Here is a 14,431-nt window from a genome sequence, read left to right as displayed (position 1 = left end):
GCACTCCTTGTGTTGACCCGTCGTCGACGCAGCAGCGATCACGTCAGGACACCCCCAGCTCCCGGTCGATGAAGTCGAAGACCTCGTCCGGCGTGGCGTCCTGGAGCTTCTCGGTGACGGTGTCCCCGCCGCCGCCCGCCGGGGCGTCGTCCTCGTTGAGGGAGGCGAGCAGCGCCCGCAGCCGCTCGGTGATCCGAATCCGGGCGCTACGGTCCGGCGCCGAGCCGGTGAGCGCCGCTTCCAACCTGTCCAGTTCACCGAAGACCGGCGCGACACCGACCACCCCGCCGTCGACGATCGCCGCCCGGACGTACTCGGCGAGCCCGGCCGCGGTCGGGTAGTCGAAGACCACCGTGGCGGGCAGCCGGACGCCGGTCGTCGCGGACAACCGGTTGCGCAACTCCACCGCGGTCAGCGAGTCGAAGCCGAGCTCCCGGAAGGCCCGGTCCGGCTCGACGGCATCCATCGAGGCGTGCCCGAGCACGGCGGCGGCCTGGCCGCGTACCAGTTCCAGCAGGGTCTTGCGCCGCTCGGCGTCGGTCTGGCCGGCGAGCAGGGCGGCCAGCGACTCAGGGGACGCCCCGGAGTCGTCGGCCCGCTCGGTGACGGCCCGCTGCGCCTCGGCGACGCCCCTGAGCAGCGGGCTGGGCCGGACGGCGACGAACCCCGGCACGTACCGGGCCCAGTCGATGTCGGCGACCAGCGTGGCCGGTTCGCGCCGCGCCACGCACCGTTCCAGCGCGGCGAGGGCGGGCGCGGTGTCGAGGCGGGCCACGCCGGTGCGGCGGCGGCGTTCCTCCACGGCCGGGTCGGCGGCGGCCATCCCGCCGGCCGCCCAGGGACCCCAGGCGATCGAGGTGGCCGGCAGCCCCTGCCGGTGCCGCTGCTCGGCGAGGGCGTCGAGGTACGCGTTCGCGGCGGCGTAGCTGCCCTGACCGGCGGCGCCGAGCTGGCCCGCCATCGCGGAGAACAGCACGAATGTGCGCAGGTCCCGGCCGACGGTCAGCTCGTGCAGGTGCAGCGCGCCGAGCACCTTGGGCCGCAGCACGGTGGCGATCCGGTCGGCGGTGAGGCCGGCCAGGACCCCGTCGTCGAGGACGCCCGCCGCGTGCACGACGCCGGTCAGCGGCGCGTCGGCGGGCACATCGTCGAGCAGCTTCGCCAGTGCCGCCCGGTCGGCCACGTCGCAGGCCGCGACGGTGACCCGGGTGCCCGCGTCGGTCAGCTCCCGGGCCAGCTCGGCGGCACCCGGGGCATCCGCGCCCCGGCGGCTGACCAGCAGCAGGTGCTCGGCGCCCCGGGCGGCCAGCCAGCGGGCCACCTCCGCGCCGAGCGCGCCGGTGCCGCCGGTGACCAGCGTGGTGCCCGGGTGGTCGGGCGCGTCGGCGGCGGGGGCTCCGGCGGGGGCCCGGACCAGCCGGCGGACGAGGACGGTGGCCCCGTCGAGCGCGAGCTGGTCCTCGCCGTCGAGGCCGGCGAGGGCGGCGCAGAGCAGGTCCCAGCCGTGGTCGTCGAGGGTGGCCGGCACGTCGACCAGGCCGCCCCAGCGCTCGGGGTGTTCCAGGGCGACGGCCCGGCCGAGGCCCCAGAGCAGCGACTGCTCCGGCCGGTCGACGGTCCCGCCCCGGGTGGCGCCGGCGGCGCCCCGGGTGACGCACCACAGCGGCGCGGACACGTCGAGGTCGCCGAGGGCCTGGATCAGGGCCAGCGAGCGGGCGAGGAACGGCGGCACCGGCTGGGTGTCGTCGACCGCGCCGTCGGCGAGAGCGAGCAGCGACAGGACGCCGTCCGCCGGGGCGGTGTCCCCGTCGGCGGTGCGGGTGGCGGCGGTCAGGTGCTCGGCGACGGCGGCCCGGTCGGCCAGCCGCTCGGGCAGCAGCACCAGCCGGGCGTCGGCACCCCGGCGGGTCAGCTCGGCGACCGCCGTCTCGCCGTCGGCCGCGTGCCGCTCGTCGGCGACGACCCACCAGGCGCCGGGAAGGAAGCTGACGGGCGTCCCGGTGTACGGCTGCCAGACGCTGCGGTAGCGCCAGTCGTCGAGGGTGGACCGTTCCCGCTGCTGCCGCCGCCAGGAGGCGAGCACCGGCAGGGCCGCGCCCAGCCGTTCGAGGGATTCGGCGGCGCTCTGCGCGGTGAGTTCGGCGAGCGCGGGGAGGTCCTCCCGCTCGACGGCGGCCCAGAACGCGGAGTCGACGCCGGTGGGCGCGTCGTCCTGACCGGGCTGCCCGGCGATGGCGGTCGGCCAGAACCGGTCCCGGTCGAAGGCGTACGTGGGCAGCGGCACCACGTCGGTCTCCGCGAGCACGTTCGTCAGGTCGACGGGCAGGCCGACCGCGTGCGCGGTCGCCAGGTTCGTCAGCAACCGGGTCACGTCGTCGTCACCCCGACGCAGGCTGCCCAACGTGTGCCCGGTGGTGATGCCGGTGTCGTCGAGGATCGCCGTCACCGGCATCGTCAGCACCGGATGCGGACTGATCTCCACGAACGTGCTGTGCCCGGCAGCGATGGCGACGCGCACGGCGGCGTCGAACTGCACCGTCTGCCGCAGGTTGTCGTACCAGTAGTCGGCGGTCATCGACGCCGGATCCACCCAGTCCCCGGTCAACGTCGACACGAGGCGGGTGTGACCGACCTGCGGGGCCACGTCGGCCAGGTCCGCGCGCAACTGCTCCGCGACCTCCTGCACCGACGCCGAGTGCGACGCGTAGTCCACCGGGATCAGCCTTGCCCGGATGCCGCCGTCGGTGCACGCCTGGACGAGGTCCGCCACCGGCTGCGGCGGACCCGAGACGACTACCGTGGCCGGGCCGTTGACGGCCGCGACGCCCACCCCGGGGAACTGTGCGAGGCGGGCGGTCACCGCATCGGCGGACAGGTCCACCGACGCCATCGCCCCCGTACCCCGCAACACCGCCAGAGCACGCGAACGCAACGCAACCGTCCTCGCCGCGTCGTCCAGGGACAGGATCCCCGCGACACAAGCCGCGCCAATCTCACCCTGCGAATGGCCGACGACCGCCTGCGGGGCAACCCCCGCATGCCGCCACACCGCCGCCAGAGCGATCCCGACGGCCCACAGCACCGGCTGCACCACCTCGACCCGGTCCAACCACGACTCATCCTCACCGGTGAGCACCGCGACGAGATCGACGTCCAGGTACGGGGCCAGGGCACGCTGACACTCGGCCAGCCGCCCGTCGAACACCGGCGTCCGGCCGACCAGGCCGGCCGCCATCCGCGCCGACTGGGCGCCCTGACCCGGGAACACGAACACCGGACCCGCGCCGTGGGACGCGGCCACACCCGTGACGGCCGTCCCCGCAGGCGCACCCGCGCCCAGGGCGTCCAGGCCGGACAGCAATTCCTCGACGCTCGAACCGACGACCGTCGCCCGGTGGTCGAACGTCGACCGCGTCGTGGCCAGGGACCACGCCACTCCGGCCGGCTCGACGCCGTCGTGCTCCCGGACGTACCGGGCCAGGCGGGCGGCCTGGCCGGCGAGGGCGGCCCTGGACCGGGCCGACACCGGCCACACCGTCACACCCGAGGCGACCAGCCCTGGCGCACTCGTGGGGACGGCGACCGGCTCGGCCGGCTCGTCGTCGGGCAGCTCGATGATCACGTGCGCGTTGGTGCCGGAGATGCCGAACGACGACACCGCCGCCCGCCGCGTCCGGCCCGTCTCAGGCCACGGTCGCGCCTCGGTGGTCAGCTCCACCGCGCCCGACGTCCAGTCGATGTGCGGGGAGGGCTCGTCGACGTGCAGGGTCGCCGGGACGACACCCTCCTGCATGGCCAGCACCATCTTGATCACGCCGGCCACCCCGGCCGCCGCCTGGGTGTGGCCGATGTTGGACTTCACCGAGCCCAGCAGCAGCGGCTCGTCCCGGCCCTGTCCGTAGGTGGCCAGCAGCGCCTGGGCCTCGATCGGGTCGCCCAGCGTCGTGCCGGTGCCGTGCGCCTCCACCACGTCCACGTCGGCCGTGGACAGCCCCGCCGACGCGAGGGCCTGCCGGATCACCCGCTGCTGCGACGGGCCGTTCGGCGCCGTCAGACCGTTGCTGGCACCGTCCTGGTTGACCGCGCTCCCCCGCACGATCGCCAGGACCCGGTGCCCGTTGCGCCGCGCGTCGGCAAGCCGCTCCACCAGCAGCACACCGACGCCCTCACCCCAGCCCGTGCCGTCCGCGCCCGCCGCGAACGCCTTGCACCGCCCGTCGGCGGCCAGTCCCCGCTGCCGCGAGAACTCCACGAACAACCCCGGCGTGGCCATCACCGTCACACCACCCGCGAACGCCAGGTCACACTCGCCGCGCCGCAGGGCCTGCACCGCCAGGTGCAACGCCACAAGGGACGACGAACACGCCGTGTCCACCGACACCGCCGGCCCCTCCAACCCCAACGCGTACGCCACCCGACCCGACACCACACTCGCCGCATTCCCCGTCCCCGCGAACCCCTCCACCTCATCCGCAGAAACCATCAACAGGGCCCCATAGTCCTGACCATTCGTCCCCACGAACACCCCTGTTCGCGAACCCCGCAACCCCCCCGGATCAACCCCTGCCCGCTCCACCACCTCCCACGACGCCTCCAACAACAACCGCTGCTGCGGATCCATCGCCAACGCCTCACGAGGCGAGATCCCGAAGAAGCCCGCATCGAAGTCCGCCACCTCGTACAGGAAGGCGCCGCTGCGGACGTAGGAGGTGCCGGTGGAATAGGGGTCGGGGTCGTACAGGCGCTCGACGTCCCAGCCCCGGTCGCCGGGCAGGTCGGAGACGGCGTCCCGGCCGGCGTGCAGCATCTGCCAGAACCGCTCCGGGTCGGTGGCGCCGCCGGGGAACCGGCAGGACATGGCGACGATCGCCACCGGCTCGTCGTCGCTGAGCGTCACGGGGGCGGTCTCCGCCGGGGCCTCGGCCTCGCCACCCAGTTCCTCGTGCAGGTGCCGGGCGAGCGCGGTGGCGGTGGGGTAGTCGAAGACCAGGGTCACCGGCAGGCGCAGCCCGGTGGCGGTGGCGAGCCGGTTGCGCAGCTCCACGGCGGTCACCGAGTCGAAGCCGAGGTCCCGGAACGCGTGGTGCGGGTCGACGGCCTGGCCGCCGTCGTACTTGAGGACGGTGGCCGCCTGGTCGCGGACCAGGTCGAGCAGCGCCTGCTGGCGCTCGGCGGCGCTCATCCGGGCGAACGACCCGGTCGGGCCGGTCTCCTCCGCCTCCTTCGCCTCGACGAGGCCCTTGGTGGCCTGGAGCTGCTGCGCCTCGGGGATCTCGGCGATCAGCGGCCCGGGCCGGGTGGCGGTGAACGCGACGTAGAACCGGTCCCACGCGATGTTGGAGATGGTCAGGAAGGTCTCGTCGTGCTCGACGGCCTGGTGCAGCGCGGCGACGGCGAGCCGGGGGTGCATCTCGGGCGCGCCGTGGCGGTGCAGCATCCGGCCGAAGTCGCCCTCGGCCATGCCACCGCCGCCCCACGCGCCCCAGCCGATGGAGGTGGCGGGCAGGCCGAGGCCGCGCCGGTGCTCGGCGAGGGCGTTGAGGAACGCGTTGCCGGGGGCGTAGTTGCCGACGCCGGAGCTGCCGACGGTCCCGGCCATCGAGGAGAACAGGATGAACGCGTCGAGGTCGAGGTCGCGGGTCAGCTCGTGCAGGTTCAGCGCGGCGTTGACCTTGGCGCTCAGCGCGTAGTCGACCTGTTCCAGGGTGAGCGAGTTGATCACGGAGTCGTCGAGGACGGCGGCGGTGTGCACGACGGTGGTCAGCGGATGCTCGGCGGGCACGTCGGCGATGACGGCGGCGAGCGCGTCGCGGTCGGCGGCGTCGCAGGCGGCCACGGTGACCCGGGCGCCCAGGCCGACCAGCTCGGCCTCCAGCTCGGCGATCCCCTCGGCCTGCCGGCCGCGCCGGCTGAGCAGCACCAGGTGGGACGCGCCGTTGGCGGCGAGCCAGCGGGCCATGTGCCCGCCGAGGGCGCCGGTGCCGCCGGTGACCAGGGCGGTGCCGGAGGGCCGCCAGGTCCGGGTGGCGGGGGCGTCGCCGAGGGGGGCGCGCAGCAGCCGTCGGCCGAACGCACCGACCCGGCGCAGGGCCACCTGGTCCTCGCCGTCGACGCCGGTGAGGACGCGGACCAGCCGCCGACCGGCGGCGTCGTCCAGATCGTCGGGGAGGTCGACGAGGCCGCCCCAGCGGTCGGGGTGTTCCAGGGCGGCGACCCGGCCGAAGCCCCAGGCGAGCTGCTGCACGGGGTGCGGCAGCGGGTCGGCGGGGTCGGTGGAGACGGCTCCGGAGGTCAACGTCCACAGTGGGGCGCGGACGCCGGCGTCCCCGAGGGCCTGGGTCAGGGTGACCGTGCCGGCGAAGCCGACCGGCGCGGACGGGTGCGCCGGGGCGGGCGTCTCGTCGAGCGCGAGCAGCGACACGATCCCGGCGACCGGTCCCGCCGCGGCGAGGTCGCGCAGCCGGTCGGCGAGGGCGACGCGGTCCGTCCGCTCGGCGTCCAGGGTCAGGGGTACGACGGTCCCGCCGCGCCGGTCGAGGGCGTCCCGGCAGAACACGGCCTGCGCCGCGTCGGCGTCGTCGGGCCCGGTGACCAGCCACCAGGTGCCGGTGGCGGTGGGCTCGCCGGGGACGTCGACGGCGACGGGCAGCCAGGCGTCGCGGTACCGCCAGGAGTCCACCATGGCCTGGTCGCGGTGCCGGCGGCGCCAGGCGGCGAGGGCGGGCAGCACGTCGGCGACGGCCGCCTCGGGCACGGCGTCGGTCGCGTCGGCGGCGAGTTCGGCGGTGAGGGCGCTCAGGTCCTCGGCCTCGACGGCGGCCCAGAACCGGGCGTCGACCTCGTCGACCTCGACCGGGCTGGCGGCCGGGGCGGACGCCGGGGCCGGCTGCGGCCAGTAGAGCTGCCGCTGGAAGGGGTACGTGGGCAGGTCGCGCCGGTGCGCGGCGAGGCCGGCGAACGCGGGCCGCCAGTCGACGGTCGTACCCCCGGCGTAGACCTCGGCCGCGGCGCGGAGGAACCGGCCGAGGCCGCCCTCGTTGCGGCGCAGCGTGCCGGTGACGGTGACCGCGCCCGGGTCGGCGGCGGCCAGCTCGACGCTCTCCTGCACGGCCATGGTGAGCACCGGGTGGGCGCTGACCTCGACGAAGGTCTGGTAGCCGGCGGCGACGAGGCTGCGCACGGCGTCGTCGAAGCGGACGGTCTGCCGCAGGTTGCGGTACCAGTAGTCGGCGTCGAGGGCGGCGGTGTCGAGCCAGTCGGCGGTGACGGTGGACCGGAACCGGATCTCGCTGGTACGCGGGGTCAGCCCGGCGAGCAGTTCCAGGAGCTGGTCGCGCAGCGGCTCGACGTGAGCGGAGTGCGAGGCGTAGTCGACGGGGATCCGGCGGACCCGCACCTCGCGGGCCTCGTAGTGGGCGACCAGCTCGTCGAGGGCGGCGCTGTCGCCACAGACGACGACGGAGGTGGGCCCGTTGACGGCGGCGAGGGCGACCCGGCCGTCCCAGCGGGCGATGGTGCCGGTGGCCTCGTCGGCGGTGGTCGCGACGGAGACCATCCCGCCGTCCCCGGCGATGCCGGCGATGATCCGGCTGCGCAGGGCGACCACGGCCGCCGCGTCGTCGAGGGTGAGTGCGCCGGCGACGTGCGCGGCGGCGATCTCGCCCTGCGAGTGCCCGACCACGGCGGTCGGGCGGACCCCGTACGACTCCCAGAGCGCGGCGAGGGAGACGCCGACCGCGAACAGGGTGGGCTGGACGACGTCGACCCGTTCCAGGGAGGGTGCGCCGGGCACGCCGCGCACCACGTCGGCCGGCGACCAGTCGACGTACGGGCGCAGCGCCTCGGCGCAGGCGGCGAACTTCTCGGCGAAGACTCCGGCGGTGTCGAGCAGCTCGGCGGCCATGCCGACCCACTGGGAGCCCTGGCCGGGGAAGACGAAGGCGACCTCGCCCGGCGTACCGGCTCCCCGGGTGACGGTCTCCGGGGCGGTCCGCCCGTCGGCGAGCGCGCCCAGCGCGGTGGTCAGGCCGTCCCGGTCGGCGGCGAAGACGACGGCCCGGTGGTCCTGGGCCGCCCGGGTGGCCACCAGCGACCAGCCGACGTCGACGAGCGCGGCGTCGTCGACGGTGTCGAGGTGGGCGGTCAGGTCGCGGGCGCGGGCGGCGAGGGCGGCGGCGGTGCGCCCGGACAGCACCCAGGGCAGCTCCCCGGTCGGCCCGTCGGCGGTCGGGGCGGGCTCGTCGGCGGGGGCCTGTTCCAGGATGGTGTGCACGTTGGTGCCGCTGATGCCGAACGAGGAGATCCCGGCGCGGCGGACGCCGTCGGCGGGCTCCCAGGGGCGGGCGGCGGTGAGCAGCTCGACGCTGCCGGCGGACCAGTCGACGTGCGGGGTGGGCTCGTCGACGTGCAGGGTGGGGGGCAGCACCCCGTGCCGCATGGCGAGCACCATCTTGATCACCCCGGCGACGCCGGCCGCCGCCTGGGTGTGGCCGATGTTCGACTTGATCGAGCCGAGCCAGAGCGGGCGGTCGGCGGGGCGGTCGTGGCCGTACGTGGCGATGAGCGCCTGCGCCTCGATCGGGTCGCCGAGGGTGGTGCCGGTGCCGTGCGCCTCGACCACGTCGACCTGCTCGGGGGTGAGCCGGGCGTTGGCCAGCGCCTGCCGGATGACCCGTTGCTGGGCGGGGCCGTTGGGGGCGGTGAGCCCGTTGGACGCGCCGTCCTGGTTGACGGCGCTGCCCCGCACGACGGCGAGGACCGGGTTGCCGTCGCGGCGGGCGTCGGAGAGCCGCTGCAGGACCAGCAGGCCGACGCCCTCGCCCCAGCCGGTGCCGTCGGCTGCCCCCGCGAACGGCTTGCACCGGCCGTCGGCGGCCAGCCCGCGCTGCCGGGAGAAGCCGACGAAGATGCCGGGGGTGGCCATCACGGTGGCGCCGCCGGCCAGGGCCAGGTCGCACTCCCCCGACTGCAGGGCCTGCGCGGCGAGGTGCATGGCGACCAGCGACGACGAGCAGGCGGTGTCGACGGTGACGGCGGGGCCGTGCAGCCCGAAGGAGTACGCCAGCCGGCCGGAGATGACGCTGGCGGAGGTGCCCGTGGCGAGGTAGTTCTCGTCGACGCCCCCGGCGGCCATCAGCAGCGAGCCGTAGTCCTGGCCGTTGGTGCCGACGTACACGCCGGTGCGGCTGCCGCGCAGCGCCGTCGGGTCGATCCGGGCCCGCTCGAACGCCTCCCAGGTGGTCTCCAGCAGCAGCCGCTGCTGCGGGTCCATGGCCAGGGCCTCGCGGGGGCTGATGCCGAAGAAGGCGGGGTCGAACTCGCCGGCCCCGGCGACGAAGCCGCCCTCGCGGACGTAGCTGGTGCCGAGGTGTTCGGGGTCGGGGTGGTACAGCTCGGCGACGTTCCAGCCGCGCTCGCCGGGCATCAGGGTCATCGCGTCGGTGCCGCCGGCGACCAGGTCCCACAGCTGCTCGGGCGAGGACACCCCGCCGGGGAAGCGGCAGCTCATCGCGACGATGGCGATCGGCTCGCGGTGCAGGTCGGTGCCGTCGGCGACCACCTCGCCGGGCGCGTGGCCGGACGTGCGGTCGTGCAGGTGGGCGGCCAGCTCGGCGACGGTCGGGTGGTCGAAGACGAGGGTGGCGGGCAGGGCCGTGCCCGTCTCGGCGGTGAGCCGGTTGCGCAGCTCGATGGCGGTGAGCGAGTCGAAGCCGAGGTCGCGGAAGGTGCGGTCGGGCAGGGGCTGGCCGGCCGGGTAGCCGAGCACCACGGCGGCCTGGGTGCGGACCAGCTCGGTGAGCTGCGGCAGGGACCGGCCGACGACCACGGCGCGGACGGGGCCGGCGGGCGCGGCGGGCACCCCGGGCAGGGCGGCGATCAGCGGGGTGGGCCGGCCCCAGGCGGCGGCGAGGCGTCCCCAGTCGACGTCGGCGACGGTGAGGGCCGGCTCGGCGGCGTTGACGAGGCGGCCGAGCGCGGTGACCGCCTCGGCGGCGGGCAGCGGGTTGACGCCGCCCCGGGTGAGCCGGGCGGTCAGCGCGGCGGTGGCCGCGGCCATCCCGTCGGAGGCCCAGGCGCCCCAGGCGAGCGCGGTGGCGGGCAGCCCCTGGCCGCGTCGCCAGGCCGCGAACGCGTCGAGGTACGCGTTGGCCGCCGCGTAGTTGCCCTGGCCGGCGCTGCCGACGACCCCGGCGAGCGAGGAGAAGAGCACGAACGCGTCGAGGTCCCGGCCGGCGGTGGCCTCGTGCAGCACCCGGGCGGCGCGGACCTTGCCATCGAGGACGGTCTGCATCCGGGCCGGGTCGAGGCCGTCGAGGACGCCGTCGTCGACGACCCCGGCGGTGTGCACGACGGCGGTGAGGTCCGGCAGGCCGGCGACCAGCGCGGCGACGGCGTCGGCGTCGGTGACGTCACAGGCGACGATCCGGGCGGCGCCCAGCTCGGCCAGTTCCCCGGTCAGCTCGGTGGCGCCGGGGGCGTCGGGGCCGCGCCGGGAGGCGAGGACCACCTCGGCGGCCCCGTTGGTGAGCAGCCACCGGGCGGTGTGCCGGCCCAGCGCGCCGGTGCCGCCGGTGACGAGCACCGTGCCCGACGGCTGCCAGCCCGGCCCGGCGGGCGGGGCGGCGGGCACGAGTCGGCGGCCGAAGGTGCCCTGCGGGCGGATCGCCACCTGGTCGTGGCCGGCGTCGGCGAGGACGGCGAGCAGCGCGTCCCCGGTGGCCCGGTCGAGGCGGTCGGCGGTCCCGCCGGTCGGGTCGGCCCCACCGGGCTGGGTGCCCTCGCCGGACGGGGTGCCGTCGGCGGACGGGGTGCCATCGGCGGACCGGGTGCCGTCGCCGGACCGGGTGCCATCGGCGAACCGGGTGCCATCGGCGGGCCGGTCGGGGCGGGCGGGCAGGTCGATCAGGCCGCCCCAGCGGTCGGGCTGCTCCAGGGCGACGACCCGGCCGAGCCCCCAGGCCGCGGCCGACGCCGGGTCGGTGACCTGCTCGCCTCCGCCGACGGACACCGCCCCCCGGGTGACGCACCAGAGCCGGCCGGGCAGGCCGGTGTCGGCGAGGGCCTGGACGAGGGCGAGCAGCAGCGCGGTGCCGACCGGCACGGCGGGGGCGTCCGGCAGACCCGGGTCCCCCTCGGGCAGCACGCACACCACCCCGGCCCACCCCACCTCGCCGAACCCCCGCAGCGCCTCGCCCAACTCCCCCCGACCAACCCCAACGGGCACGACAAGCCGATCAACGCGCGCCCCCGCCCTGACCAGCAAACCCGCGACCCCCGCCAACTCCACGCGATCTTGCACTTCGGGCCCCGACAAAGGCCACGTAACGCCCGTATCGAGGGCCGCAAGTGCAAGATCGGCGGGGGTGGGGGTGGTGATGGTCAGCCAGCGGGTGGTCAGGGTGGGGGTGGGGGTGGGGCGGACGGGGTGCCAGGTGGTGCGGTACGACCAGGCGTTGAGGGCGGCTTCGCGGAGGCGGGCCCTGCGCCAGGACGACAGGACCGGCACGGCCGGGGCGAGGGCCTCGACGGCGGACGGGTCGTCCTGCACGGCGAGGTGGGACGCCACGGCGGGCAGGTCGCCGCGTTCCACGGCCGCCCAGAAGTCGCCCTCCGCGCCGTCGGCCGGCCCGGCCTGGTCGGCGGTGGGGGCGAACTCGGGCCAGTAGCGCTGGTGCTGGAACGCGTACGTGGGCAGGTCGACCCGGGTCGCGCCGGTGTCGGCGAACCACGGCTGCCAGGTGACGGGGACGCCGTGGACGTGCAGTTCGCCGAGGGCGGCGAGCAGGGCGGCGGCCTCGGGCCGGTCGGCGCGCTGGGCGGCGACGGCGAGGACGCCGGTGTCGCCGGACAGCGCGTCGGCGGTCATCGCGGTGAGCACGCTGCGCGGCCCGACCTCCAGGAACGTGTCGACCCCGGCGGCCCGCAGCGCGGTCACCCCGTCGGCGTACCGGACGGCCTCCCGGACGTGCCGCACCCAGTGGTCGGCCGTGCGGATCTCGTCGGGGTCGGCGAGCGCGCCGGTCAGGTTCGACACCACCGGCAGCAGCGGGGCGGCGAACGTCAGCTTGTCGAGCACCGCCCGGAACCGGGCCAGCATCGGCTCCATGAGCGGGCTGTGGAAGGCGTGGCTGACGGCGAGCCGGCGGGTGCGGGCACCCCGGTCCCGCCAGGTCCGCTCGACCTCGTCGAGGGCGTCGACGTCGCCGGACACCACGACCGAGGTCGGCCCGTTGACGGCGGCGATCCCGACCCGGTCGGTCAGCCCGTCCAGCGTCGCCACGACGTCGGCCTCCGGCGCGGCGACGGCGAGCATCCCGCCGCCGGCCGGCAGGGCCTGCATCAGCCGGCCCCGGGCGGCGACCAGCGCGCAGGCGTGTTCGAGGGAGAGCACCCCGGCCACGTGGGCGGCCGTGATCTCGCCGATCGAGTGGCCGCCGACGAAGTCCGGCGCGATCCCGAACGACTCGATCAGTCGGAACAGGGCAACCTCGACGGCGAACAGGCCGGCCTGGGTGAACACGGTCTGGTCCAGCAGGCCCGCCCCGGAAGTGCCGTCGGCGGCGAACAGCACCTCCCGCAGGGGGCGCGGCAGGGCCCGGTCCAGGTGCCCGCACGCCTCGTCCAGGGCTGCGGCGAACACGGGGAAGGTCTCGTACAGCTCCCGGCCCATGCCGGCGCGCTGCGCGCCCTGGCCGGAGAAGAGGACCGCGAGCTGGCCGCGGGTCGAGCCCGTACCGGTGAGCACGGTGCCGGCCGGCGAGCCGGCGGCCAGCGCCCGCAGCCCGGCGAGCAGGTCGTCCCGGCCGGTGGCGGCGACGACGGCGCGGGTGTCCAGGGGGGACCGGGAGGCGACCGACGAGTGGGCGACGTCGAGGGGACGAAGGTCGGCGTCGGCGTCCAGCCACACCGCCCAGCGGCCGGCCTGCGCGGCGAGCGCGACCTCCGACCGGGCCGACAGCAGCACCGGTACGACCGGACGGCCGGCCGCCGGGGCCGGGGCGTCCTCGCCCGCCTCCGGGGCGGGGGCCTGCTCGACGATGGTGTGCGCGTTGGTGCCGGACACCCCGAACGACGACACGGCCGCCCGGCGGGGCCGGTCCACGGCCGGCCACGGGGTCGCCTCGGTGGCGAGGCTGACGGCCCCGGCGGTCCAGTCGATGTGCGGGGACGGCTGGTCGACGTGCAGGGTCGGCGGGACGATCCCGTGCCGGATGGCCAGCACCATCTTGATCAGCCCGGCGACACCGGCGGCGGCCTGGGTGTGGCCGATGTTCGACTTGACCGAGCCGAGCAGCAGCGGCGCGGCGTCGCCCCGGTCCTGCCCGTACGTGGCCAGCAGCGCCTGCGCCTCGATCGGGTCGCCGAGCCGGGTGCCGGTGCCGTGCGCCTCGACCACGTCGACCTGCTCGGGGGTGAGCCGGGCGTTGGCCAGGGCCTGCCGGATGACCCGCACCTGGGAGGGGCCGTGCGGGGCGCTCAGCCCGTTGGACGCGCCGTCCTGGTTGACGGCGCTGCCCCGCACCACGGCGAGCACCGGGTAACCGTGCCGCTGGGCGTCGGAGAGGCGGGCGAGCAGCAGCATGCCGATGCCCTCGGACCAGGAGGTGCCGTCCGCGCCGGCGGCGAACGCCTTGCACCGGCCGTCGGCGGCGAGGCCGCGCTGCCGGGAGAAGCCGACGAAGACCGCCGGGGTGGGCATGACCGTCACGCCGCCGGCCAGCGCCAGCTCGCAGTCGCCGTTGCGCAGCGCCTGCGCGGCGAGGTGCACGGCGACCAGCGACGACGAGCAGGCGGTGTCGACGGTGACCGCCGGCCCCTCCAGCCCGAGGGTGTACGCGACCCGGCCGGAGATGACACTGGTGGCGTTGCCGGTGAGCAGGTGCCCCTCGCCGTTCTCGGCCTGGGCCTGGGCCATCATCCCGTCGTAGCCGTGCGACGCGGCGCCGACGAACACGCCGGTGCGGCTGCCCCGCACCGCCGGCAGCGGCAGTCCGGCCCGCTCGAACGCCTCCCAGGACGTCTCCAGCAGCAGCCGCTGCTGCGGGTCCATGGCGACGGCCTCGCGGGGCGAGATGCCGAACACGTCGGCGTCGAAGTCGGCGGCGTCGTAGACGAAGCCGCCCTCGGACACGTAGCTGGTGCCCGGGTGGTCGGGGTCGGGGTGGAACAGCCGGTCGAGGTCCCAGCCCCGGTCGGCGGGGAACGGGCCGATGCCGTCCCCGCCGTCGCGGACGAGGTCCCAGAGCTGCTCCGGTGAGGAGACGCCGCCGGGGTAGCGGCAGCTCATCGCCACGATGGCGATGGGCTCCTGCGCCCGGTCCTCCAGCTCGCGCAGCCGCCGCCGGGTGCGCCGCAGCTCCGAGGTCGTACGCTTCAGGTACTCGACGTACTTCTCGTCCTCGTTGCTCACCGTGGACCCACCTCACTCGGC

The 14,431-nt window shown here is 76.1% G+C and carries 1 protein-coding gene; it reads right to left on the bottom strand.

The genetic code is table 11. The features are described 5' to 3' along the window. Window positions 1–43: 43 nt before the first annotated feature. Window positions 44–14,410 (bottom strand): type I polyketide synthase, encoded by a 14,367-nt coding sequence (locus ACQPZO_RS09790; RefSeq protein WP_433348988.1) that lies wholly within the window; start codon window positions 14,408–14,410, stop codon window positions 44–46. Between the last annotated feature and the right edge of the window lie 21 nt (window positions 14,411–14,431).

The organism is Micromonospora sp. CA-111912, from assembly GCF_050948415.1.
Lineage (GTDB): Bacteria > Actinomycetota > Actinomycetes > Mycobacteriales > Micromonosporaceae > Micromonospora.
This window is presented reverse-complemented; position numbering and strand designations above follow the sequence as displayed.